At 72.3% G+C, this 23,153-nt stretch carries 21 protein-coding genes; 8 read left to right on the forward strand and 13 right to left on the reverse strand.

Features of this window, described 5'->3' with window-relative positions; translation table 11 throughout:
• Positions 1-10 precede the first annotated feature (10 nt).
• Positions 11-775 carry an aminoglycoside 3'-phosphotransferase gene (locus tag DEJ14_RS02720; RefSeq protein WP_284180175.1) on the forward strand — a complete coding sequence of 255 codons (765 nt, stop codon included), beginning with the start codon at positions 11-13 and terminating at the stop codon, positions 773-775.
• 30 nt (positions 776-805) lie between these two features.
• Here DEJ14_RS02720 and DEJ14_RS02725 read toward each other — a convergent pair whose 3' ends face one another.
• The 5 genes from DEJ14_RS02725 to DEJ14_RS02745 all read right to left on the reverse strand — a co-directional run bounded on the left by DEJ14_RS02725 (position 806) and on the right by DEJ14_RS02745 (position 7,192).
• Positions 806-1,474: a hypothetical protein gene (locus tag DEJ14_RS02725; protein ID WP_181437603.1), complete on the reverse strand. Its 669-nt coding sequence runs from the start codon at positions 1,472-1,474 to the stop codon at positions 806-808.
• Positions 1,475-1,477: 3 nt separating this feature from the next.
• Positions 1,478-2,065: a hypothetical protein gene (locus DEJ14_RS02730; RefSeq protein ID WP_284180176.1), complete on the reverse strand. Its 588-nt coding sequence runs from the start codon at positions 2,063-2,065 to the stop codon at positions 1,478-1,480.
• A gap of 89 nt (positions 2,066-2,154) precedes the next feature.
• Positions 2,155-3,978 carry an alpha/beta hydrolase gene (locus tag DEJ14_RS02735; protein ID WP_111086166.1) on the reverse strand — a complete coding sequence of 608 codons (1,824 nt, stop codon included), beginning with the start codon at positions 3,976-3,978 and terminating at the stop codon, positions 2,155-2,157.
• Positions 3,979-4,119: 141 nt separating this feature from the next.
• Positions 4,120-5,463 carry a M23 family metallopeptidase gene (locus DEJ14_RS02740; protein ID WP_146249805.1) on the reverse strand — a complete coding sequence of 448 codons (1,344 nt, stop codon included), beginning with the start codon at positions 5,461-5,463 and terminating at the stop codon, positions 4,120-4,122.
• Positions 5,464-5,527: 64 nt separating this feature from the next.
• Complete coding sequence (locus tag DEJ14_RS02745; RefSeq protein WP_146249804.1) at positions 5,528-7,192, reverse strand: hypothetical protein; 1,665 nt, start codon at positions 7,190-7,192, stop codon at positions 5,528-5,530.
• Positions 7,193-7,277: 85 nt separating this feature from the next.
• On the opposite strand from DEJ14_RS02745, the gene pyrE reads away from it, so the two are divergent.
• Positions 7,278-7,829, forward strand: a complete 552-nt coding sequence (pyrE, locus tag DEJ14_RS02750; protein WP_111086163.1) for an orotate phosphoribosyltransferase — start codon at positions 7,278-7,280, stop codon at positions 7,827-7,829.
• A complete protein-coding gene (locus DEJ14_RS02755) occupies positions 7,826-10,093 on the forward strand; it encodes a septum formation family protein (RefSeq protein WP_111086162.1) in 2,268 nt (755 codons plus the stop codon). Before pyrE ends, DEJ14_RS02755 begins: the two co-directional genes overlap by 4 nt.
• Before the next feature lie 202 nt (positions 10,094-10,295).
• On the opposite strand, the gene DEJ14_RS02760 is transcribed toward DEJ14_RS02755, so the two are convergent.
• Positions 10,296-11,249 (reverse strand): aldo/keto reductase, encoded by a 954-nt coding sequence (locus DEJ14_RS02760; protein WP_111086161.1) that lies wholly within the window; start codon positions 11,247-11,249, stop codon positions 10,296-10,298.
• A 110-nt stretch (positions 11,250-11,359) separates the two neighbouring features.
• Between DEJ14_RS02760 and DEJ14_RS02765 the strand changes: the two genes are divergently transcribed.
• Positions 11,360-12,004 (forward strand): HEAT repeat domain-containing protein, encoded by a 645-nt coding sequence (locus DEJ14_RS02765; RefSeq protein WP_111086160.1) that lies wholly within the window; start codon positions 11,360-11,362, stop codon positions 12,002-12,004.
• A 234-nt stretch (positions 12,005-12,238) separates the two neighbouring features.
• On the opposite strand, the gene DEJ14_RS02770 is transcribed toward DEJ14_RS02765, so the two are convergent.
• Positions 12,239-12,928 carry a metal-dependent transcriptional regulator gene (locus DEJ14_RS02770; protein WP_111086197.1) on the reverse strand — a complete coding sequence of 230 codons (690 nt, stop codon included), beginning with the start codon at positions 12,926-12,928 and terminating at the stop codon, positions 12,239-12,241.
• Positions 12,929-12,965: 37 nt separating this feature from the next.
• Here DEJ14_RS02770 and DEJ14_RS02775 point away from each other — a divergent pair, with 37 nt between their 5' ends.
• A complete protein-coding gene (locus DEJ14_RS02775; protein ID WP_181437602.1) occupies positions 12,966-13,844 on the forward strand; it encodes a CPBP family intramembrane glutamic endopeptidase in 879 nt (292 codons plus the stop codon).
• A 48-nt stretch (positions 13,845-13,892) separates the two neighbouring features.
• Here the strand turns inward: DEJ14_RS02775 and DEJ14_RS02780 are convergent, their stop codons facing one another.
• Together DEJ14_RS02780 and DEJ14_RS02785 are read right to left on the reverse strand one after the other, a co-directional pair.
• On the reverse strand, positions 13,893-14,705 hold the full coding sequence (locus DEJ14_RS02780; RefSeq protein WP_111086158.1) for a methyltransferase domain-containing protein: 813 nt from the start codon (positions 14,703-14,705) through the stop codon (positions 13,893-13,895).
• Positions 14,706-14,707: 2 nt separating this feature from the next.
• Positions 14,708-15,505 (reverse strand): HAD-IIA family hydrolase, encoded by a 798-nt coding sequence (locus tag DEJ14_RS02785; protein WP_111086157.1) that lies wholly within the window; start codon positions 15,503-15,505, stop codon positions 14,708-14,710.
• 187 nt (positions 15,506-15,692) lie between these two features.
• Here DEJ14_RS02785 and DEJ14_RS02790 point away from each other — a divergent pair, with 187 nt between their 5' ends.
• Together DEJ14_RS02790 and DEJ14_RS02795 are read left to right on the forward strand one after the other, a co-directional pair.
• Positions 15,693-16,397, forward strand: a complete 705-nt coding sequence (locus tag DEJ14_RS02790; RefSeq protein ID WP_181437601.1) for a TetR/AcrR family transcriptional regulator — start codon at positions 15,693-15,695, stop codon at positions 16,395-16,397.
• Positions 16,398-16,588: 191 nt separating this feature from the next.
• A complete protein-coding gene (locus DEJ14_RS02795; RefSeq protein ID WP_111086195.1) occupies positions 16,589-17,233 on the forward strand; it encodes a TrmH family RNA methyltransferase in 645 nt (214 codons plus the stop codon).
• Between the two features lie 91 nt (positions 17,234-17,324).
• Here the strand turns inward: DEJ14_RS02795 and DEJ14_RS02800 are convergent, their stop codons facing one another.
• A complete protein-coding gene (locus DEJ14_RS02800) occupies positions 17,325-18,320 on the reverse strand; it encodes a LacI family DNA-binding transcriptional regulator (RefSeq protein WP_111086156.1) in 996 nt (331 codons plus the stop codon).
• A gap of 120 nt (positions 18,321-18,440) precedes the next feature.
• Here DEJ14_RS02800 and DEJ14_RS02805 point away from each other — a divergent pair, with 120 nt between their 5' ends.
• A complete protein-coding gene (locus DEJ14_RS02805) occupies positions 18,441-19,244 on the forward strand; it encodes an NAD-dependent epimerase/dehydratase family protein (RefSeq protein WP_111086155.1) in 804 nt (267 codons plus the stop codon).
• Between the two features lie 77 nt (positions 19,245-19,321).
• Here the strand turns inward: DEJ14_RS02805 and DEJ14_RS02810 are convergent, their stop codons facing one another.
• Genes DEJ14_RS02810 through DEJ14_RS02820 form a run of 3 tightly spaced genes read right to left on the reverse strand, consistent with a single transcriptional unit; the run spans position 19,322 to position 22,949 of the window.
• On the reverse strand, positions 19,322-21,556 hold the full coding sequence (locus DEJ14_RS02810; protein WP_111086154.1) for a YhgE/Pip domain-containing protein: 2,235 nt from the start codon (positions 21,554-21,556) through the stop codon (positions 19,322-19,324).
• Positions 21,553-22,287: a P-loop NTPase family protein gene (locus DEJ14_RS02815; protein WP_111086153.1), complete on the reverse strand. Its 735-nt coding sequence runs from the start codon at positions 22,285-22,287 to the stop codon at positions 21,553-21,555. The genes DEJ14_RS02810 and DEJ14_RS02815 overlap by 4 nt, the downstream gene beginning before the upstream one ends.
• Entirely contained in the window at positions 22,284-22,949 is a 666-nt protein-coding gene (locus DEJ14_RS02820; RefSeq protein WP_111086194.1) for a TetR/AcrR family transcriptional regulator, read from the reverse strand. The genes DEJ14_RS02815 and DEJ14_RS02820 overlap by 4 nt, the downstream gene beginning before the upstream one ends.
• Positions 22,950-23,153: the final 204 nt, after the last annotated feature.

Genomic DNA, 23,153 nt, shown 5'->3' on the forward strand with positions numbered 1-23,153 from the left:
GACCGTCGTGGTGCGGTCGATCGGCGGGTTACCGGGTCCGGACGCCGGCGTCCCCGTCCCGCGCGTGGTCGTCGAGGCCGCCCGGGGCCGCGAGGTCGCCATGGTCTGGCACAACGAGATCGGTGGCACGACGTTCCGGATCGGCCCGGACGAGCACGCCGACGAGTTCGTGAAGGTCCTGCCGCACGCCTACGGTCGGTGGATCAGCAACGAGGCCGCGCGACTCGAGTGGGCGTCGCGGTACGTGCGGGTGCCCGAGGTGCTCGACCACGGTGCGGACGACGGCGGTGTCTGGCTGCGGACCCGTGCCGTCCCCGGGTGGAGTGCCGTGGACCCGCGGTGGCACGACGAACCCCGGACCGCGGTGATCGCGGTGGGCGAGGGGCTCCGTGCGTTCCACGACACCCTGCCGGTGGACGACTGCCCCTTCGCGCGGTCGACCGTGGCGCGGCTCGACCGTGCTCGTGCGGCGGGCGCCGACACAGACCGACTGGGCTCCGAGCCGCCCGGTGACCGCACCGTGGTGTGCCACGGGGACCCGTGCACGCCGAACACGCTCATCGGTGCCGACGGCCGGTGGAGCGGGCACGTCGACCTGGACGCTACGGGTGTCGCGGACCGCTGGGCGGACCTGGCGGTGGCGACGATGGCGCTGGGGTGGAACTACGGGCCCGGGTGGGAGCCGCTGTTCCACGAGGCGTACGGGGTGCCCGACGATCCGGAGCGGACGGCGTGGTACCGGGCGTTGTGGAACGTCGATGTCGATGACGTCTGAGTGACCCGGGGGCGTGCTGTGTCGTTGTGGTCAGATCTTGGGCTTGTTGACGACCGGGTCGTTCCAGGAGGGGAACGGCGGGAATACGCCCGGAAGTGACCGGTCGGGGAACGTGACGGTCGAGCGTCCATAGATGGCATCCGAAAGGGCGTTGCCGTCGTTGGTCCAGAATGGCTCGCTGTAGACGGTGATGGGGTTGTCGCCGTTCTCCTGGGCGGTGTACTGGATCTGCCAGCCGTCGCCGGTGGTGGCCCAGACTTCTTCGTCGCCGGTGATGGTGCGACGTTCGATGGTCCAGCCCTGTTCGGTGAAGGAGTCGATCATCGGTTGCAGGTCGCGCCGCTGGTCGGTCGCGCCGGGCGGGGTCCAGAGTCTGGTGGTGCTCATGTCGTAGCTGTTCTTCGTGTCTGAGCCCGGTAACGGCGCGACACCATCACCCCCTATCCCGGGCAGATCGTCGCCGCCGCCCCATTCCCATTCGCCGTCGTGGACCTGGAGCTGCGCATCCTTGAGGAGCCGTTGCATGTGTTGGTAGTGGTCCCGGAAGGCGTCGAACTCCTGGTGGAGCGACATCTCCGCGACGTCGTCCTGGGTCAGGCCGGCTGCGTCAGTGGGCATCGGGTTGCCTCCTGCCGCGCACCCGGTCATTAGGGTCAGCAGGGTCAGTGCCAGGGCCGCAGCGGCGGGGATGCGAGGCACCGTTCAGATCTTCGGCGGATTGACGATCGGGTCGTCCCACGAGGGGAGATCGGGGTACACGCCCGGCAACGACTGGTCGGGGAAGTCAGCCAGGGAACGGCTGGCGACGGCTCGCCGGAGCTTGTGGCCGTCATTGGTCCAGAACAGTTCGCTGTAGACCTCGAGGGTGTAGCGGCCGTTCTCCTGAGCGGTGTAGATGAGTTGCCAGCCGTCGCCGGTGAACCCCCAGAGCTCGTGGTCGCCGGTGATGTCGCGTTGCTCGATGGCCCAGCCCTGGTCGGTGAAGTAGTCGAGCATCGGTTGCAGGTCGCGCTGATCGCCTGTGGCGCCCGGGGGTGACCAGAGTCGTCCGCTGCGCATGTCGTAGCTGTTCTTCGTGTCCGCGCCCGGCAGTGGGGCGACGCCGTCCCCTCCGATCAGCGGCAGGTCGTCGCCGCCAGCCCACTCCCATTCGCCGTCGTGGACCTGGAGCTGCGCATCTTCGAGGAGCCGTTGCATGTTTTCGTAGTGGTCCCGGAAGGCGTCGAACTCTTGGTGCAGGGACATCTCCGCGACGTCGTCCTGGGTCAGGCCGGCTGCGTCGGTGGGCATCTGGTCTCCTCCTGCTGCGCACCCGGTCAGCAGTCCCAGCGCCAGGGCTGCCGTCGTGATGGTGCGGAGCATCGATTGCATGGTGTTCATCATGGCTTCCCGGTCGCGATGATCTTCGCGATCGTCCGCTGTGAAGTCGCATCGGGGGACATGTAGCCGACACCCCCGGCTTCTGGGTACATGTCGTGGCCGGTGACCGCTTTGGTGCCCCGGGCGAATTCCGCACTGAACGTGTCGACGTCGGGCAGGTCGCGGGGATCGCTGCGCCCGATCCGGCCGAGGATCGCGGTGTGGTCGTTGGCGCCTTCGGTGGCGTAGACCCGATCGACGTTGAGGTGCTCGGGCGTCGTGGTGTCGGTGAAACCGACCGAGCCGTAGGTGATGAACGAGTCGACTCGGTGCCGGTTCTGCGCGAGCGCCTCTGCCGCCGTGGTGGAGCCGTAGGAATGCCCGAGGACCGTGACGGATCGCGGTGACGTGCCGCGGCTGTCATGGATGCCGTCCAGGAACGACGCGAGGTTCGCTGCTCCCGCATGCGCGTGGTCCTGACGTGGAACTTCGATGACACCCGGGGCGCGGTATCCGAGCCAGGACACGATCGCGAAGGAGTCTTCCCCGGACCCCTTCTGCCCAGCGGTGAAGAGGAGCCCGTTGGCGGCGCGGACCTTCTCACCCATGCTGTCGAGCGTGGTCATCGCACCCGGCACGTTGACGGTCACGTTCGACGCGGTGTCCAGATCGCCGAGGACGACGGCGGCGACGAGCGCGCCGTTCGAGACGCCGAACCCGACGAGCTGCGCCACGGCCGTTGATGGTTTCCGGATACCCCGAGCCAAGTCGTCGGTGTCCCGCAGGTCGTCACGGAGCGCGATGACCTGCTCTCGGAACTCATCGAGGCTGACTGCCCCGTACGTGTACGCCAACCCCATCAGCCGGTACAGCCGCTCCGGATCTCGCACGGCTGCGGAGAGGACTGCGCGAGATGCGATGTCGCGCTGCGCGGCCGGGACCCCGTCGAGCCCCGCGAACTGCAGCTGCGTGGTGAGCGGCAGCGCGCGGACGTCGGCGTCGGTGAAGCCGAGCGCTGCCCAGATCGCTGCGACCTCGGCCGGGGTCAGGGACGGATCGAGCAGCCGCTGCAGTCCGGGTGGGAGCGTCGAGGCAGCGGCGGCGTCGAGCGCGCTGTTCGCGAGGGAGCCCCCGCCGGCGGCACGGAAGGCGTCCGCGATCCGGTCGATCCAGGAGGTGTCTTCGGCGTTCTCGGCGAGGTAGTCGCCGAACCCGCCCGGCAGCGTCGCGCCGTCGATGGGGACCCAACTGCACCGGCTCGTGAATGCGGTCCAGGCGTTGCGCACCCGGACCAGGTCCTGTTCCGTCGAGGAATCCTGTGCGCGGGCCGTCGCGCTGAACTGCCGCAGCCTGGTCGGGTCGGCACTGCTGCGTCGGCCGGATCGACCACCGCCGGTGCGCTGGCGTGTCCGGGCGCTGAAGGTCGCAGAGACCGGTGACGGGCGCTTCGGTGTGCTGGACGGCTTCGGGTCGAAGACCGCACTGGTCCAGTCGAGCACGGGCTGCATCGGCACGCCGCCAGCTGTGCGCACGAGCGCACGGTCGGTCTCGCGCTGCCGCCACGCCGCCAGGTCGGCCAGACGCTGCCGTTCCTCGTCCGCCTGCCGCTGGGTGATCCGCAGCTGGTCGACCAGCGCCTCGAGTGCATTCGCGAGCCGGACGCGGTCGGTCGACTCCGTGGCACGAGCCGCCTCGAACAGCCGCGCGTACGTACCGTCGAAGTCGAGCAGCGCGGCCTCGGCGGTGCTCCGACGCGGTCCGGCGCTGGCCCGCAGCGTCAGTGCCACCTCGACCGCGCAGCTGACCAACCGCGACGCCGCTGCGTCGTCGAACTCGATCCCCATCGTTCCCCCACCATCCGACTGGCTGTTGTGGGAAACGTAGCATTTCAGAAGTGCAGTGTGAAATTATCCGGGGTCGCTGTGGGGAAACAGCGGACCGCCGCCCGCGGGGAGCGGACGGCGGTCGGTGTGCGATCGGGCAGGCTAGAAGGCGACGCCCCGCGCGGACATGAACGGCACCGGGTCGGTCGTGGCGCCGTTGATGTGGACCTCGATGTGGCTGTGGCACCCGGTGGACTGGCCGGTCGAGCCGACGAGCGCGATGAGCTGTCCTGCGGAGACCTGCTGTCCGGTGCTGACCCGGAACCCGCCGTTGACGATGTGACCGTAGGCCGTCTGGACGCCGTTGCCGTGGTTGATGCGGACGTAGTTGCCGTAGCCGCCGTACCAGCCGACGTAGTCGACGGTGCCGGCCGACGCGGCGACGATCGGCGTCGAGCAGCCGCTGGCCAGGTCGGTGCCGTCGTGCTTGATGACGGTGCCGTAGATCGGGTGCACGCGGTAGCCGTACGGGCTGATCACGTAGCCGCTGGCCGGACGGACCCAGCCCTGACCGCCACCCGAGCCGGCGGAGCCGCCACTGCCCGAGCCGCTGCTGCCGGAGCCACCGCCGCCGCCGGACGATCCGCCGCCGGCGTTCGCTGCCGCAGCCGCCGCCAGTTCTCGGGCGGCACGGGCTTCGGCCTCGCGCGCGGCCTTCGCCTCGGCTGCCTTGCGGACGCGCTCACCCTTGGCGAACTCGGCCTCGGTGCGGACGCGGCCGGAGACCAGGGTCGCGAGCTGGGCGTCGAGTCGGGCCTTGTTCGACTGCTGTTCGTCGTACGCGGTCTGCACGGCGTCGGAGGCGGCCTGTGCCTCTTGCATGCGGGCCTCGGCCTTCGCGGCGAGCCGCTCGAGCTCCCCGGCAGCGCGGTCGGCCTGGGCCTCGAGCGACCGGGTGACGCCGGCGTCGACGGCCGCGGCGGCCTGCACACGTTCGGCCTGTTCGGACAGCTTGCTCAATGCGCCGAGGTCGTAGAGCAGGTCGCGCGCGTCGTCACCCTTGGTGAGCACCGAGGTCGTGACGTCGGCGCCGCCGGAGCGTGCCATCTGCGCGGCGAACTGGCCGGCCTGCGCGGCGCTCTGCTCGGCGACCTTCGCGTGTTCGTCCGCCTTCGCGCGGAGCTTCTGTTCTTCTTCCGCCTTCTTCTGCGAGACGTTCTGGGCCTCGTAGAAGACGTCGCCGAGTTCCTTCGCCTTCGCCTGGGCGGCCTCGACCTCGGCGTCGAGGTCGCTGATGATGCCCTTGATCTCGGTGATCTGCCCCTGCTTGGCGGATTCCTTGCCGCGGGCGTTCTTGACCTCGTCCCACGTGGGGTAGGTCACCGCCTGGGCAGTGGGTGCATCGACGACGACCGTGCCGACGAGGCCCGCGAGTGCCAGTCCGGTGACGGCGAGGCGCAGGCGCACGGGGGCACGAGGGGTGCGGTGGCTGGTGGGGCGAGACATCGAGCACGAGCCTATACATCCGTACAGAGAAGATCGGGCGCCGACGCGCCGCTGTGGACAACTCCTAGAACCCGCGCTCCTGACGGATCTCGTCCGCACTGCCGACCACGTCGCGTCGGAGGACGTCCGCGCCGGAGGTCCCCGCGTAGTCGTAGACGTCGAACCCCGTGCAGTGCGTGATCGTCGCCGGGGCACCGAGGGAATCCTCGACCGCGGTGGTCCACAGGTCGTGCGACCCGACCACCACGAACGTCGGGTCGGCGTCCCGGTAGGCCCCGAGGTCGACGAGCCACGGGTACGTGTCGAAGGTGTCGCGGACCTGCAGCAGCTGCACGTTCGTCGCGGAGTACGTGGCGAGCGGCCGCACGGTCCAGAACTGGCCGACCCCGGTGACCGATCGTCCGTCCGCCCAGCGGTCGAGGCAGGACGACGGCGTGTACCGGGCGGTGGCGACGGCGTGCGCGGTGCTCGGTGCGGTGGCGACCCCGGCGGCGAGGACGGCGACGGCGGCGATCGCGACGGTCGCCCGGACCCCGCGGAACGGCCGGTGCACGCGGGTGCGGCGGACCGCGGTGCGGGTGAGCTCGGCCACCGCGACGAGGGCCAGCAGCGGTGCGGTGACGACGGGCTCGAGGTACCGCGGCGTCTCCGACCCGACGAGGACGACCCCGATCGACGCCGCGACCACGGTCACCAGGGGCAACGCGGTCGCGACGAGCACGGTGCGTGCGGTCCGGACCCGCCAGGCCCACACCGTGCCGCCGACGGTGACGAGCACCCCGACGAACATCAGGAGCAGCCCGGCATCGCCCGCGGCCGTGCCGGCTCGCACGTCGGTCAGCGCCGCGAAGAACTGCAGGGTCTCCACCGCGCGCGACGGCCGGACGTAGGTGGACGGGTCGAGCGACACGAAGGGCTGGAGCGGGATCCGGACCAGGTACCCGAGCAGCGACCCGACCGTCACGGTGCCCGACAGCAGCAGCGCGGGACGCCACGGCACCCGGCGCACCGCCGCGAGCAGCACGAGCGTGACCACCACGGGTGCGGCGGACCACGGCACGTACAGCGGGTTCGACGCCGTCGTGCACAACGCCACCAGCCCGAGCACCACGAGCACGACGACCGACGCCCGCCCGACCCGCACGGCGCGGAGCACGAGCACCGCGGTGCCGAGCATCGCCAGCACCACGCCGTAGTAGTAGGTCGTGGTGAGCAGCAGGGACGCCAGCTCGAGCGACGTCGCGGTGCCCGACGACTCCGTCAGCACGAGCAGGGTCACGAAGGCCACGCTCGCCGCCGACACCGTGATGCGGGCCGCTCGCCCCGCGGCGGGCATGAGTTCGTTCGCGGCCGCCCGCACCAGCGCGTACACGGCCAGCAGGACGAGCACCCCGTTCAGCGCCAGGGCCTGCTGCGGGGTACCCGTGACGAGGGCGCAGAGCAGGTAGACCGGCAACTCGGGGAAGAAGAACAGCGCCGGGGACATCGCCCACTCGAACGGCTGCCCGAGCTGCATCGACCGGTGCACCAGGGGCAGCAGCACCGAGTCGCCGTCGTACCAGAGCAAGGCGACCCGTTCCGTGGCGACGACGTGGCGGAGGGCGATGACGGCCAGGGCCAGCGCGACCAGGGCGCCCAGGGCCTCCCGTCCGATCGCCCCGGCCACGCCGCCGGACCGGCCGCCGGACGGAGCCGACGCCACGGCGGAGCGACGCGGTGCTCGGGGCATGTCCGGAGCGTACCGAGAGCTGCTCGGGACGACCCCACAGACCGGGGGAGCGCGCTGCGAGCCCGACCGGCTACCCTTGTGCGCTGTGACCGACGCGCGCGAACAGTTGATCCAGTACATCTCCTCCGAAGCGGTGTTCCACGGCGACTTCACCCTGACCAGCGGGAAGAAGGCGACGTACTACATCGACCTGCGGAAGGTCAGCCTGGACCACCGGGTCGCGCCGCTGATCGGGCAGGTCATGACCGAGCTCGTGCAGCAGGTGCCGGACGTCTCGGCCGTCGGCGGACTCACGATGGGCGCCGACCCCATCGCCAGCGCCGTGCTGCACCAGGCCGCCGCACAGGGCCTGACCTACGACGCCTTCGTCGTCCGCAAGGAGCCCAAGGACCACGGCCGCGGCAAGCAGGTCGAGGGTCCCGACCTCAGGGGCAAGCGCGTCGTCGTGCTCGAGGACACCTCCACCACGGGCGGATCGCCGCTCAAGGCGGCCGAAGCGCTCGAGCGTGAGGGCGCGATCATCGCCGCCGTCGCGGTCGTCGTCGACCGCGACACCGGCGCCAAGGAGACCATCGAGGCAGCCGGGTACCCCTACTTCGCGGCCATCGGGTTGGCTGATCTGGGGCTGACCGCGTGAGCGGGGAGCGTCCGGACGACGCGCGCGACCCCGAGGACACGGCCGGCCCCGCAGCGGCGGCCGACGGTGCCGACGGGATCGACGGCCAGGAGGCCCGGCGCGCGTCCGTCCCGGACGCTCCGTTCCACGGTCTCCGCAGCGCTGCGGACATCTTCGGTGCCCCGCGGGGCGAGGAGGACTGGCCCTCGCGACGGGAGCGCCGCGAGGCCGAGCGCACCGCACGCGAGACGGGCGCACCGCTGCCGGAGCCGTTCGAGGCTGCGACCCCTGAGGCCTCGGCCCCCGATGCGCCGGCGGCCGAGGCACCCACCGCGCCTGCTGCTCCGGCGCTGGACGACGGTGCGACGCAGGCCATCTCGATGCCCGAGCAGCTGTCGGCTCCGTCCGAGAGCCCGGACGCCGCCGCCGAGCACGAGCGCTCCACCCTGCACGACCGCATCCCGCCGGCCGCCGTCGTGCCGCCGAACCCCACGGCCCCGCACCCCTCGTCGATCGTGCTGCCCACCGCGCAGACCCACCGCGACGAGCGCGCCGCGGCGTCGAAGGCCATCGAGGACGAACGTCGCCGCACCGACCCGTTCGGCGAGGGCCGTGCCGACGTCGACTGGCTCGGCCGTGCGACCGGCTCCGGCACGCCCGTCCCGCCCACCGGGCCCGTCGCGCACCAGCCGCTCGGCGTCGAGAACGTGCTGCCGCCGACCGAGGAGCCGCCGAGCTTCACCGACCTGCTGCGGATCGCCGGCACCGGGCCCGTGCCCACGCAGGGCGCCGGACCGGACCGGCCGTTCGACTGGGCCATCCGCGACGACGAGACCGGTGAGGTCCCGACGACCCTGACCGGCGACTCCTTCGACACGACGGCGTTCGGTGGCAGCGGCTCGTGGTCGCTGGCGGACGAGACCGACGCCGAGGACGAGGTCGTCTCCGGCGAGGTCGACACCCCGGTCGACGGGGTGCCGCAAGCGCCACGGACGTTCCCGGTGCCGCCGGCGGTGCCGACTGCTGCTGCTCCGGCTGCTGCCGTGCCGCCTGCTGCTGTGCCGCCGACGGTGGCCGGTGCCGGGCCGGTGGCTCCCGCGGAGCCGACCGAGGCCCCGGACGCGACCCGCTCGGCTGCCGAGGGCGACGGGGCGGACGCGGCCACGGGCCTCCCGGACGCCGCGACCACCGCACTGCCGGTCGCCGGGACGCCCTGGTGGTCCGAACCCGACGCGACCGTGCCGCCGACCGCTGCGCCGCCCCTGGTCGAGCCCGCTGCGTCGCCCGCGTACCCGGCGCACCTGCCGCCCGCGGTGGGCCAGGACCTGGACGCCGTCCTGGGCCTGCGCAGGGACGACACGGGGGCGCAGCCCACGGCGCTGCCGGCCGCTGCGCCGGACGAGCTGGACCAGTCCGAGTGGGACGGCCGCGAGACCAGCGACACGAGTGCGATCAAGGACCTGTTCGGCACCGAGGCCGTCGGGCAGCTCGGCGGCACGGGCTACGACCCGGAGGACACCGGGACGCGGATGATGCCGGCGGCCGCGGTGCCGTCGGCTGCTGCCGGTGCTGCCGGTGCCGGGGCGTCGTCGCCTGCTCCCGCTCCGTCCGGCCAGCCGGTCGAGCGCGACAACTTCATCAACCAGGGCGCGGCGCGCCTGCGGAGCGAGGGCAAGCGCGGCAAGCAGCTGCTCGTCTACGGCTCGATCGCCCTGATCGTCGTGCTCATCGTCCTGGTGTTCCTGCTGTCGAAGTGGATCCTCGGCAACAACATCTCCGACCAGGAGATCGCGCCGACGAAGTCCCCGGCGGCAGCGTCATCGGCTCCGGCGACTCCCTCGACAGCGGCGTCCGCCGCTCCCTCGGACGAGGCCGCTGCTCCGGCTGCCACGCTCCAGTTCGCCACCACGCCCGCGCTGCCGGGCGAGCACGCCTGGACCGACCTGGCCGGCGGGGAGTGCCTGTCGCCGTTCACCAACGCCTGGGCGCAGAGCTTCACGGTCGTCGACTGCGCGACGCCGCACATCGGGCAGCTCACCGCACGGATCGCCGTCGACGGGGACGCGTACCCGGGGGCCGAGGCCCTCGCGACGCAGGCCGCCGACCAGTGCCAGTCGGACGCGGCGCTGAACGCCTCGGCGGCTGCGGCCGTCGGGGACGTGCAGGTGCAGGGGTCGTACGCGCCGGACCAGGCGACGTGGGACCAGGGCGACCGGTCCATCTCGTGCTTCGTGACGCGGTCGTCGGGGCAGGAGCTCACGGCGTCGTTGGCCCCGGGGGCGTAGGGCGGCTGCGGCTGCGGCTGCTGCGGCTGCTGCTGCTGCGGCGGTCGACGTGGAACGACACCGTCGACGTCGTACGACATCGATCTCGTCGTCCGTTGCGCGCCGGTGATGCCCGCGTGTGCAACGAACGACATCCCCGACGTCGTGCGACGTCGAGGATGTCGTTCGGGGTCGGGCGGTCGCCGGGTCGGGTGGGCGCGGGTCAGGCGGCTGCGGGGACCTTCGCCGACACGTCGGACAGGGTCTGCAGCTCGTCGGCGCTGAGCTCGAGCTCCGCCGAGGCCAGCAGCGCCGGCAGCTGCTCGGTGTTCCGGGCGCTGGCGATCGGCGCGACGACGTCCGGCTGCGCCTGCAGCCACGCCAGGGCGACGGTCGCGAGCTCGGTGTCGCGGGCCTCGGCGATGGTGGACAGGGCGTCGACCACGGCGAGTCCCTCGTCGTTGAAGTAGCCCGAGACCTGGCCCTCGCGGTCCTTGCCGGCGAAGTCCTCCTTCGAGCGGTACTTGCCGGTCAGGAACCCGGCGGCGAGTGCGAAGTACGGCACGACGCCGAGGCCGTGCGCGTGGGCGAGCGGGGCGATCTCGGACCCGTACGGCTCGCGGGTGACGAGGTTGTAGTGCGGCTGGATCGCGACCGGCTGCGCGAGGCCGTTCTCGGTCGCGATGCGGATCCACTCCTCGGCGCGGTCCTTCGAGTAGTTCGAGATCGCGGTGTAGCGGACGATGCCGTCCTTGACGAGCTGGTCGAAGGCGCGGACGGTCTCCTCGAGCGGGGTCGACTGGTCGTCGAAGTGCGCGTAGTACAGGTCGATCCGGTCGGTGCCGAGGCGCTGCAGGCTGGCACGGGCGGCAGCGGCGACGGTGTCCGCGCCGAGGCCCTGGAACTGCGGGTGCTGCGAGCCCTTCGTGGCGATGACGACGTCGTCACGCTTGCCCGAGGCCGCCAGCCACGAACCGATGACCCGCTCGGACTCGCCGCCCTCGTTGCCGTGGGCCCACGCGGAGTACACGTCGGCGGTGTCGATGAAGTCGCCGCCCGCCGCGGTGTAGGCGTCGAGGACCTGGTGGGAGGTCGACTCGTCCGCCGTCCACCCGAAGACGTTGCCGCCGAGGGCGAGGGGGAACACGTGGAGGTCGCTGGTACCGATGCGGGGCATACGGGGTCCTTTCGTGGTCGGGCGAGCGGTCCTCCGTGTGGACCGCTCCTCGGCCGACGCTATGCCCCGAGGCTTGACACGGCCCCGGTGGCAGCGGGTTGCATGGACCCATGACCGCGCTCACCGATGCCCTCGCCGACCCTCGCTCCTCGGTGCGGCTGCAGGCCGTGATGGCCGCCGGGACCACCCCGGACGCGGCCGACCTCGCTGTGCTCGTCGAGCAGTGCGCCGTCGAGCCGGACTTCTTCGTCCGCGACATGCTCACCTGGGCGCTGACCCGGCACCCGTCGACCGACGTCGTCGCGCGGGTGGTCCGCGAGCTCGAGCGACCCGAGCCGCAGGCCCGCAGCCAGGCGTTGCACACGCTGTCGAAGGTCGGCGACCCGTCGGCCTGGCCGTCGGTGCGCCCGTTGCTCGCGGACCACGACGACGAGGTGCTCCGCGCGGCCTGGCGGACCGCCGTCGCACTCGTGCCCGACGACGAGCGGGGCGCCCTCGCCCGGACGTTGGCGGTGCAGCTCGGAGTCGGTCCGCGCGAACGGCGGCTCAGCCTGTCGCGGGCGCTGGTCGGGCTCGGCGAGGAGACGGTGGCGCCGGTGCTCGCGGCGGCTGCCGACCGGGGCTCCGACGCCGTGCGGGACCACGTGGCCGACACGGAGCGGCTGTTGCACGACCCGGACGCGGCGTCCGCGCTCGCGCTCGAGCGGGCTCGGCGCGAGGTGGCGCTCGGCCGCACCCGGTCCGCCAAGGGGTGAGTGCGGCCGTGGACGTCACCGGCTGACGGACGGGAGGCCCGTGGCGACGCCGCCACGGGCCTCCCGTCCGTCACGGGGCGGGCCGGGGGCGTCAGTCGGGCTCGCGTGAGGTTCCACGACATGCCGTCGGTTCGTCGCCGAGGTTCCACGGACGGCTCCTGGGCGCGCCGAGGTTCCGAGATTTCGGAACCTCAACGGGCGCGGGCGGGACGGGCGCCCGCGCCCGCGCGCCCGTCAGTCGGCGTCGGGGGCCAGCCAGATCGCGGTCGCGGCGGCGGCGGGCAGGTCGAGGAGTGCCTCGGCGCCGTCGGCTCCACGCCGGGAGACCGCGATGACGCCGGCGTAGTCCCGCACCCGCTCGACCCGCAGGTGGGTGCCGAGACCGACCCCGAGCTCGTCGAAGTACCGCAGCAGCGAGGGGTCGTCGTCGGACACCCGGTCGACGGTGCCGCACGCACCGGGCTTGATCGCGCCGAGCAGCGTGCCGAGCGTGGCGGGCACGGTGCCGTCCGCGGCGGGGATCGGGTCGCCGTGCGGGTCGTGGGTCGGGTGACCCAGGTCGGCGTCGACCCGGTCGAGGAACCGCTCCGACACCGCGTGCTCGAGTGCCTCGGCCTCGGTGTGGACCTCGTCCCACGTGTAGCCGAGGCGGGACACCAGGAACGACTCGATCAGCCGGTGTCGCCGGACCATCGCGACCGCGACCTGCTGTCCGAGCGGGGTGAGCACGACGCCGTAGTACGGGGTGTGCTCGATGAGGCCGTCGCGGTCGAGCTTCTTGAGGTTGCCGGACACCGTCGAGGCCGACACCTTCAGCGTCGCCGCGATGTCCCGCGTGGCCAGTCCGGCGCCGCCGCGCTCCCCGGCCTTCCAGATGAGCTTGACGTAGTCCTCCGCCATGGTCGACAACGAGGGCAGGCGCATACCGCCAATCGTACGGCTGCACTGGTACAACCGGGACGTGCACCAACCCCGTCGTCGCCGCTGGCCGGTCCCACCCTCGCTGCTCATCGGCCTCGCGCCGCTCGTGGTCTTCGCGGCGATCAGCGCGTGGCGGTCACGGCCGAGCGACGACTACCCGACGCTCGGCCAGACCGTCGACAGCGTCGTCCGCGCCCTGGTGATCCCCGAGGGCATCGCCGCCGTCGCGCTCGCCGTGGTCGTCACCGGACTCGGCTGGTGGCGGATCGCGACCGTCGACCGCACCCGGACGCCGCTGCGCTGGTCCGCGCTCGCCCCGGCGCTGGTGCTCGTGGTGTGCCTCGTGCGGCTGCCCCTGATCGACTGGACGGCGCTGCCCGCGCACTACTTCCTGCTGCTCACCGTCGGGGTGCTGTTCGTCGGGGTGTTCGAGGAGCTGATGGCCCGGGGCATGCTCCTGGTCGGGTTGCGTCGCCGGGTGCCCGAGTTCGGGGTGTGGGCGCTGTCGTGCGTGCTGTTCGGGCTGCTGCACCTGCTCAACGCGCTCGCCGGGGCCGGGATCGGACCGACGCTGATCCAGGTCGTGTTCGCGGCGTCGTTCGGCTCCACGCTGTACGTCGCACGCCGGGTGACCGGTTCGTTGCTCGTCCCGGTGCTGCTGCACGCGTTCTGGGACTTCGGGTCGATCGGCTACTCCGCGACCGCTGACCCGTCGGACACGGGTCGCGTCGTGGTGCTCGGCCTGATCGGGCTGTTCTCGTTCGCGGTGCTGGCGTTCGGGATCGTCGCGGGCGGCATGGTCGCGTGGCGCGACGACCGGCCGCGTCGCCTGGCGAAGCGGTGGCGTTCCGTGCCGCCGATGGCGGCCTTCGCCCTGGAGGCCCGTGGCGACCTGGCAGCGCCGGCTCCGGCCCGGTAGTCGCCGGCTGCAGAGCCCGGCCCAGCTCGCGCCGGGCGGGGCGAGCACTCAGGGCTTGCGGCCGACGGCGAAGACGCGGCGGAACGGGTACACGGTGCCGTGTGCGCTCGTCGGGTACGCCTCGCGCAGCGCCGCCCGGTACTGCTCGACGTACTCCGCCGTCAGCGCACCGGTCGGGTCGGCGGCGTCGAGGGCAGCCAGTGCCGGTCGCAGCCCGGTGCCGCGCACCCAGTCGAGTACCGGGTCCTCGCCCGGCAGCAGCTGCGCGTAGGTCGTCTCCCACGCGCGGGCCGCGAACCCGGCGTCGAGCATGATGCCGAGGTAGCCGGCGGGGTCGAGCACCGGGTCCTCGCGCAGCACGCCTTCGAGCGCCGCAGCCCAGGGACCGGAGGCCCCGATCGACCGCATCAGCGCGTGCGACGGGGACCCGAAGTTGCCCGGCACCTGCATCGCGAACCACGATCCGGACGGCATCGCGTCGAGCCACCGCGGCAGCAGCGCCACGTGCGACCGTACCCACTGCAGCGCCGCGTTCGTCACGACCACGTCGTCGGTCGGCCCGGGCGTCCAGTCCTCGATCGCACCGAGCTCGAACGACAGGTTCGGCAGGTCGGCCAGAGCGGGGTCGGCCGCAGCCGACGCGAGCATCTCCGCCGAGCTGTCGATCCCGACCACCGGCGACGAACGCCACCGCGCTGCCAACGTGGCGGTGAGGGCCCCGGGACCGCAGCCCAGGTCGACGACGCGACGTGGGGCCTCCTGTCCGTCACCGGCGGGCCACGCGACCTGCGCGACCAGATCGTGGAACGGACGCCCGCGGTCGTCCGCGAACGCGGCGTACCGCGACGGGTCCCAGCGCATCGCTACAGCTCGACCTCGAAGGGTGCGGTGCGGACGAGCTCGTGCACGCCGGAGATGACCTCGCTCGGACGGAACGGGTAACGGTCGATCTCGGCCTGGTCGCTGATGCCCGTCATCACGAGGACGGTGTGGAGCCCCGCCTCGATGCCGGCCTGCACGTCGGTGTCCATCCGGTCGCCGATCATGCCGGTGTTCTCGGAGTGCGCGCCGATGCGGTTCATCGCCGAGCGGAACATCATCGGGTTCGGCTTGCCGACCACGTACGGCTGCTTGCCGGTGGCCTTCTCGATCATCGCGGCGATCGCACCCGTGGCGGGCAGGACGCCCTCGGCCGACGGGCCGGTGGCGTCGGGGTTGGTGACGATGAAGCGGGCGCCGTCGCGGATCAGACGGACGGCCTTGGTGATCGCCTCGAACGAGTAGTTGCGGGTCTCGCCGACGACGACGTAGTCGGGAGCGGTCTCGGTCATGATGAACCCGGCTTCGTGCAGGGCGGTGGTCATGCCGGCCTCGCCGATGACGAACGCGGAACCGCCGGGCATCTGCGACTTGCAGAAGTCAGCCGTCGCGAGGGCGCTCGTCCAGATGCGCTCCTCGGGGACGTGCAGGCCCGAGCTCCGGAGCCGGGCGCTGAGGTCACGCGGCGTGAAGATCGAGTTGTTCGTCAGGACGAGGAACTCGGTGCCCTCGTCGAGCCACTGCTGGATGAGCTCGGGGGCACCGGGGAGGGCCTGGTTCTCGTGGACGAGCACGCCGTCCATGTCGGTCAGCCAGCACTCGACGTCGTCGCGGGTCGCCATGGGCTCACCCTACTGCGCACGGCCGACGGGCCGGCCCGGCTCGGCTCGGTGTCGGCTCGGAGAAGGCCGGGAGGCACGGATCGGCTCTTGCGCGTCGGCTCCGGACCCGAGATGGTCGAGTCACCGAATGCCACTCGGCTTTGCCCTAGGGTTTTCGGGACACGTACCGAATCAAGGAGAACCCGCCGTGCTCGTCGAACCCGGATCCCCGACCGCCACGCCCCGCCCTGCCGCGGTGCCGGACCTGGAAGCGGCTCCCGATCTGGTCGAGGCGACACCGCGGCGGCGACGCGGACGGCCCAACGTGCTGAGCCGCGAGCAGGTGATCGACGCCGCGACGGCGATCGCGAACGAGGACGGCCTCGACCGCCTGTCGTTCCGTGCGCTCGGCGTGCGGCTCGGCGTCGCACCGATGACCGTGCACCGGACCATCGGCGGCCTCGACGACCTGCACGCCGAGCTCGTGCGCCGCACGGTCGACGAGTTCACCGCCACCTTCGTCTGGCCGGACGAGTGGCACGCGGTCGTCCGGGTGTTCGCCACGACGTTCCGCGACCTGATGCGCACCCACCCCCTGGTGCTCGAGTCGCACAGCCGCCGCGGCGCCCTGGTGTCCACCGAGTCCGACGCCGTCGTGGCGAAGGTCGTCGGGGCGCTCCGCTCTGCCGGGCTGTCCGATGCCGAGGCGATGTACTCGTTCTTCGTCGTGTACGACTTCGTGGTCGGGCACACCTCGGTGCAGATCGGGCGGGGCGACGCCGAGACCGGGCGTCCCGAGCGGCACACCCTCGTGGCGGAGATCCTGGGGGAGCACTCGTACGACGCTCGCTTCGCGCTCGGGCTCGACGTCCTCATCGCCGGGATCGAGTCGCGCGTCGCCGGCGGCGCCTGACCCCTGGTTCGCACGGCCCGGCGCCCGGCGCCCGGCGCCCGTCGTCGTGTTCGGTGCGAGGTTCCGTACTCGGTGCGAGGCGCCCGGCCCTGCACCGTGTGCGGAACCTCGCACCGTTCCCACCGGTCGTCGCACGGTGCGAGGCGCGCCTCGGGCGCTGCGGGGCCACGGCCCGGCCGTACGCTGGTGCGGTGACCACTGCGCCCGAACCGTCGCACGAACTGACGACGAACGGCGTCGGCCCGCACCCGGAACCCTGGCCCGACGACCCGCGGCTCGACCCGGAGCTGCTGGCGGCGGGGGACTCGCGGAACGTGCTCGACCACTTCCGGTACTGGTCGATGGACGCCATCGTCGCCGAGCTCGACACCCGCCGGCACGCGTTCGACGTGGCGATCGAGAACTGGCAGCACGACCTGAACATCGGGTCGATCGTGCGGAGCGCCAACGCGTTCCTGGCCGGCACGGTGCACATCATCGGGCGGCGGCGCTGGAACAAGCGCGGCGCGATGGTGACCGACCGGTACCAGCACGTCCGGTACCACCCCGACGTGCAGGCGTTCCTGGCCGCGATGGCCGAGGAGCAGCGCCCGGTGATCGCGATCGACAACACCCCCGGCGCCGAGCGCATCGAGACCGCGGCGATCCCGGAGCGGTGCGTGTTCCTGTTCGGCCAGGAGGGTCCCGGGCTCACCGACGACGCGGTGGCCGGCGCATCGGGGCACCTGGAGATCACGCAGTTCGGGTCGACGCGGAGCATCAACGCCTCGGCGGCGGCCGCGATCGTCATGCACTCGTGGATCGTGCAGCACGCGAAGTTGCCGGACGCTTCGTGAGCAGAAATGGTCGGGTACGGGCCCTGGACCCGACCATCCCTGCTCACGAAGCGGGCGGGGCGGGCGTGGGACGGGCCTCCCGTCAGCCGCGTCAGCGCGGGGCGGTCGTGCGGCGCGCGACCAGGCGGGGCTCGACCAGGGACTCGGTGGCGGCCAGCCCCGGGTCGGCGATGCGGGCGAGCAGGCGCTCGCCGGCGCCGCGGCCGATCTCCACGCTGCGGTCGTCGATGCTCGTCAGGCCGACGTAGCGCGTGGCGGCGACGGGGGTGTCGTCGTAGCCGATCACGGAGACGTCCTCGGGGACCCGGAGCCCGCGTTCGGCGAGTTCGGACAGTGCTCCGAGGGCCATCACGTCGTTGGCGGCGAACACCGCGGTGACGTCGGGGTGCTCGTCGAGCAGGGCGCCGAGGGCGCGGGATCCGGCCTCTTCGGTGGGTTCGCCGGGCAGGACCACGACGGCGACGCTCGCACCCGCACTGGCCGCGACGGTGGCCTCGAACCCTGCTCGGCGTTCCTTCGACGCCGCCGAGCTCGCCCCCACGAAGCCGAGCCGCGTGTGGCTCAGCGCGAGCAGGTGCTCCGCGGCCATCCCGCCGCCGGCCCGGTCGTCGTTCGCCACGGTGTCCGCGCGGGGGATCGACACGCGCCCGCCGGCGATGACGACCGGCATCGAGGCCGGGATCGCCAGGTCGGTGTCGGGCTCGCCGGCGATGACGATGCCCTCGACGCGCATGGACAGGAAGCCCTCGACCGGTGAGGCGTCGAGCCCCGTGTTGAGGAACCGGTCCGCGACGACGAGCCGGTGGCCCTGGTCCTGCAGGGCCTCGCGCAGCCCGGTGAGCAGGTCGACGAACCACTGGTTCCGGAAGTCGTCGAGGACCACGCCGACGGTGCGGCTCCGGGTGCCGGCGAGGGACACCGCGGCAGTGGATGGCCGGTAGTCGAGCTCCTGGATCGCCGTGAGCACGGCGGCCCGGCGCTGGTCACTCACCCGGGGGGAGCGCTGCAGCACCAGGGAGACGAGGGACTTCGAGACCCCGGCGCGCGCGGCGACGTCGTAGATGGTCGCGGGTTTGCCGTCTCCCATGATGCGCTTCGACCTCCGTTGGTTCGTCCGTCGATCGTAGCGGGCGGCGTGACACGGGCGGTCACGCTGTGGTCGACCACCTGAGGGAACTGCTTGCGCGCCGCGGGTAGCGTCCGCGGCATGGCGACGCTGCTCATCACCGGGGCCGCAGGACGCATCGGGACGGCTCTCCGACCCAGGCTCCTGGCGGCCGGACACGACCTCGTCCTGCTCGACGAACGGACGCCCGACGACCCGGTGGCCGCCGGGGAGCGGTTCGTCTCCGGCTCGGTGAACGACTCCGCTGCGCTGGACGACGCGCTCGCCGGGGTCGACACCGTGGTGCACCTGGCCGGCATCCCGACCGAGGCCGCGTGGGACGACCTGCTCGCGGCGAACCTGACCGGCACGAAGAACGTGCTCGAGCGGGCGGCGGCAGCCGGGGTGCTCAGGGTGCTGCTCGCGAGCTCGATCCACGCGGTCGGCCGGGTCCCCGAGCCGCTCGACGAGCCGGGCAGCGTGCCGGGCGACCGACTGCCGCGGCCGGACACCTACTACGGCGTGACGAAGGCGGGGATGGAACTGCTCGGCAGCCTGTTCGCCGACCGGTACGACATGTCGATCGTCTCGGCGCGCATCGGGGCGTTCGGGGAGCAGCCGTCGTCGTCGCGAGCGCTCCTGATGTGGAGCTCGCCCGACGACCTGGCACGCCTGGTGCTCGCGACCGTCGACCTGCGCGAACCGGGGCACCACGTCGTCTGGGCGCTGTCGCGGAACACCGGGTCGCCGGCCGACCTGACCGCGGGTGAGGCGATCGGCTTCGTCCCCCGCGACGACGCGTCCCGCGCGCTCGACCCCGACACTCGGGCGGACCTGCCGCCGGAGGACCTGCGGTTCCTCGGCGGCGAGATGGTGTCGTTGTCCCTCGGGCGCAGCACTTCGTGAGTAGAAATGGTCGGGTGGCATGACGCCACCCGACCATTTCTGCTCACGAAGCGGCGCGCGCCCGGCGCCCGCGCGCGCTACCCGATCAGACTCGGGCGCAGGTCGCGCAGCGTGCGGGAGCGGGTCTGCCGCGCCGTGACCACGAAGGACACGAGCAGCGCCCCGAGCAGCCAGCAGAGCAGCACGCCCGCGTCGGACCATGCCGCGCCGAGGTTCCCGCCGTACATCGTCTGCCGGATCGCGTCGACCGAGTACGTCATCGGCAGCGCGAAGTGCAGCGCCGCCAACGGTCCGGGCAGCGTCTGCCACGGGAACGTCCCGCCGGCGGTGACGAGCTGGACGAGCATGAGCACCAGGCCGAGGAACTGTCCCACCGACCCGAGCAGCACGTTGAGCGCCATGATGATCGCCGCGAAGGTCGCCGAGGCCAGCACCATGATGCCGATCGTGCCGCCGACGTGCACCACGTTGAGGTCGAGGGCGAACCGCACGATGAAGAACAGCGCGACCATCTGCACCAACCCGAGCAGCGCCGGGGTCAGCCAGCCGCCGAACACCACCGCGAGGGGCTTCCGCACCGCGGTGATCGCCCGCTTCGAGATCGGCTTGAGGATGAGGAACAGCGCGTACATGCCGATCCAGGCCGCGAGCGAGATGAAGAACGGTGCGAGGCCGGCTCCGTAGTTCGACGCGGCTGCGACGTTGTCGTCCCCGACCTTCACCGGGTCGGAGATGACCGAGGCCTGCGACTCCCGCTCCGAGGCGTTCGACGCGGGGATCTTCGTACGGCCCTCGTCGAGCGACGCGGCGAGCTTCGAGGACCCGGACTTCAGCTTGTCCAGCCCGGTCACGAGCGACGAAGCACCCTTGTCGGCGGAGGCAGCGCCCGTGGCGAGCGACGAAGCACCTGACGACAGCGTGGGGGCCGCGGACGCGAGCGCAGACGTGCCGTCTGCGACCTTCGAGGCACCCGATGAGAGCGTCGACGCCCCGTCCGCCGCCGACGAGATGCCCGAGGTCAGTGTCGGCGCCGCTGCGGCCAGCTTCGACGTCCCGGCGGCGAGCGTGTCGGAGCCGTCCGAGAGCTGCTGGATGCCACTCGTCAGCGACGGAGCCTTCTCGGCGAGCTGCGACGCCCCGGAGGACACCGCGGCACTGCCGGTCTTGAGTGACTGGAGGCCGGTGGACAGGTCTCCAGCGCCCGCGCCGAGGTCCGCGCTCCCGCTCTGGAGCGTGTCGAGCGCGGCCAACAGCTCGGTCTTCTGGTCAGCGGTGAGCACCGTGGACGCCTGGACGACGGGCTTCAGCGAGGCGACGAGTTCCGGCGACTGCGCGGAGATCCGCTGCACGCCCGCGATGAACGGTGCGGCCTGGTCGGCGAGGTCGGCGTTGCCGCTGGCGACCTTCGATGCACCGGCCGCGAGCGTCGCCGAGTCCGCGGGCAGGGTCGCCGTCTGGTCGCGGAGCTGGTGCAGCCCGGTCTGGAGCTGCTGCGCCCCGTCGTTCAACTGCTGCGTCTGCGACGGCAGCGCCGCCGTCTGCTGCTGCGCACCCGCCAGGCCGGAGGCGAGCGTGGAAGCACCCGAGGCAACCTGCTGCGCCCCGCTGTCCAGCTGCGCGGTCTGGGACGGCAACGACGCCGTGCCGGACGCGAGCTCCGCCGCGCCGGACGACAACTTGCCGGTGCCGTCCGCCAGCTTGCGAGCCCCCGAGTCCGCCTTCGCGGTACCGGAGGCGAGCTGGTCGGCACCGTCCACGGCGTCGCCCAGGCTGTCGCGGACGTCGGCGAGCCCGACGAGCAGGGTCTTCGCCGCCTGCTTGCCGACGCGCTCGGCGACGGCGGTGCGCATCGTCTTGCCGGCCTGCTCCGCGATCGTCGAGGCCAGGTACGAGTTCGTGTCGGCCGTCGTCATGACGAGCTTCGCCTGCGTCGGGTCGTCGGACTGCGCGGACACCAGGTGCTCGGAGAAGTCGTGCGGGATCGTGACGACGAAGTCGTAGGTGCCGTTCCGCACGCCGGAGCGTGCGTCGGCGGCGCTGGTCTTCGTCCACTTGAAGTCGGCGCCGTCGATCGCCTCCTTCGTGACGTCGGTGCCGTAGTCGACCTGGTCCCCGTCGAGGGTGGCGCCGGCGTCGAGGTTGACGATCGCCGCGGGGATCTGGTCGAGCTTGGCGTACGGGTCGCGGTTCGCCCACAGGTAGGCGCCGCCGTAGAGCAGCGGGACGATCATCAGGGCGATGAACGCCAGTCGTGCGAGCGGGGTCGCGGTGAGCCGCGCCAGTTCGGCGCGGACGAGCGAGGTGGTGGTCACGGGGTTGCCTCCGTCGGGACGGTTGCGGATTCTGCGGTGACGGAAGGGCCGGACGGGAGGCCCGGCTCGGTTCCGTCGGACAGGGCCGCGTCGTCGGGACCCTCGGTCTGGGACGCGTCGGTCGCGTCGATCGTGTCGAGCAGCGTCTCGACGGTCGCGGCTGCGGCCTTCGAGGTGACGAGCACGACGGTCGTACCGCGTCGGGCGACGTCGCGGAGGACCGCGAACCACTCCTCGACGGCGCCGCCGTGTCGTTCGGGCGCGGTGACGACGAGGCCGGTCACGCCGTCGCGGAGCAGGGCGAGCTCGACGAGCAGTCGGACGCGCACGGCGGTCGGCACCCGCTGGACCGGGGTGTCGGCGTAGTGCCGCAGGCCGAGTTCCTCGAGCACGGTGTCGACGTGGTCGCGCGAGGGGCGCTGTGCGGCGAACGCGAGTTCCTCGCGCACGATCTGCTTGACGGTCATCACGGGGAAGGGTTCGGCGACGCCCGGGGTGTCGACGAGGGCGAAGGCGCGGCGCACGGCGGCGGCGTCCTCGTGCCCGTCGAGCAGCAGCCGCCCGGTGTCGGGCTGCATCCGGCCGCCGGCGACGAGCGAGGCGAGCACGGGGGCCTGCTCGGTCTCGACGGCGACGACCCCGGGGTGTCCGGGCGCGGCGACGGCGGAGACGACGGGCAGTGCCGCGCCGGGCTCCTCGCCGATGCCGACGTGGTCCAGTTCGAGCGTCATGCGGGGTCCTTCACGGGGGAGACAGCGGAGCCGGTGGCCGGGGCCGCGGGTTCGGACAGCAGTGCGGTGCGCCAGTCGATGCCGGCCATGCCGAGCGCCGACAGCACCACCATGCGCCGTCCCGCCTCGTCCGGGGTGCCGGATCGGGTCGCCTCGTCGAGGACGGCGATGCACGCACCCTCGACCAGGCGTCCGAGGGTGGCCGGGTCGACGTCGTCGCGCATGGCGCCCTCGGCGATCCCGAGGGCGCACGCCTGGCGGACCTGGGCGCGCAGGGGGGCGAACACCTCGGCGACGGGCTCGGCGAAGGGGCTGCGCACGGCGACCCGGGCCATGGATCGGACGTGCGAGACCTCGGTCCAGAGGGTCACCGCGATCGCGGCGAGCCGGGCGGCCGGCGGCAGCTCCTGCAGGTCCGAGGTGGTCGGCATGGCCGCGGCGATGCGGGCGGCACCGGAGGTCACGACCTCGCGCACGAGGTCGTCCCGTGACGGGAAATGTCCGTACACCGCGCGGCGCGAGAGTCCGGCGGCCGCGGCGATCGTCTCGATGGAGGCGTCCGGATCGCGCTGCAGGCAGGTCCGTGCCGCGTCGAGGAGGGCCGCCCGGTTCTCGGTCGCGTCGCGGCGGGGTGCGCGTGCGGGGTGGGAAGCAGTGGTCACGAACTCCATCGTAATAACGTGCACACGTGTGTGCAACTTAACAGGAAGACCGGCCCTCGAACGGGGGTGTCCCCCAAAGTGCGGACTGCCCTTTCTGAATGTAAGCGCATAACTTCACAGCAATCTCATGCGAACCACGGACTGAGCCTGGAGTGCCCTCTTTGAACCGTGCAACACCGAACCACGACCCGAACCCGACCCCGA

The sequence above is a fragment of the Curtobacterium sp. MCJR17_020 genome (assembly GCF_003234365.2).
Classification (GTDB): Bacteria; Actinomycetota; Actinomycetes; order Actinomycetales; family Microbacteriaceae; genus Curtobacterium.

Coding starts and splice junctions, on each gene's coding strand:
- DEJ14_RS02730 (WP_284180176.1), bottom strand. CDS start 2,065: ATGCCCACCGACGCAGCCGGCCTGACCCAGGACGACGTCGCGGAGATG.
- DEJ14_RS02735 (WP_111086166.1), bottom strand. CDS start 3,978: ATGGGGATCGAGTTCGACGACGCAGCGGCGTCGCGGTTGGTCAGCTGC.
- DEJ14_RS02740 (WP_146249805.1), bottom strand. CDS start 5,463: ATGTCTCGCCCCACCAGCCACCGCACCCCTCGTGCCCCCGTGCGCCTG.
- DEJ14_RS02745 (WP_146249804.1), bottom strand. CDS start 7,192: ATGCCCCGAGCACCGCGTCGCTCCGCCGTGGCGTCGGCTCCGTCCGGC.
- DEJ14_RS02760 (WP_111086161.1), bottom strand. CDS start 11,249: ATGCCCCGCATCGGTACCAGCGACCTCCACGTGTTCCCCCTCGCCCTC.
- DEJ14_RS02765 (WP_111086160.1), top strand. CDS start 11,360: ATGACCGCGCTCACCGATGCCCTCGCCGACCCTCGCTCCTCGGTGCGG.
- DEJ14_RS02770 (WP_111086197.1), bottom strand. CDS start 12,928: ATGCGCCTGCCCTCGTTGTCGACCATGGCGGAGGACTACGTCAAGCTC.
- DEJ14_RS02780 (WP_111086158.1), bottom strand. CDS start 14,705: ATGCGCTGGGACCCGTCGCGGTACGCCGCGTTCGCGGACGACCGCGGG.
- DEJ14_RS02785 (WP_111086157.1), bottom strand. CDS start 15,505: ATGGCGACCCGCGACGACGTCGAGTGCTGGCTGACCGACATGGACGGC.
- DEJ14_RS02800 (WP_111086156.1), bottom strand. CDS start 18,320: ATGGGAGACGGCAAACCCGCGACCATCTACGACGTCGCCGCGCGCGCC.
- DEJ14_RS02805 (WP_111086155.1), top strand. CDS start 18,441: ATGGCGACGCTGCTCATCACCGGGGCCGCAGGACGCATCGGGACGGCT.
- DEJ14_RS02815 (WP_111086153.1), bottom strand. CDS start 22,287: ATGACGCTCGAACTGGACCACGTCGGCATCGGCGAGGAGCCCGGCGCG.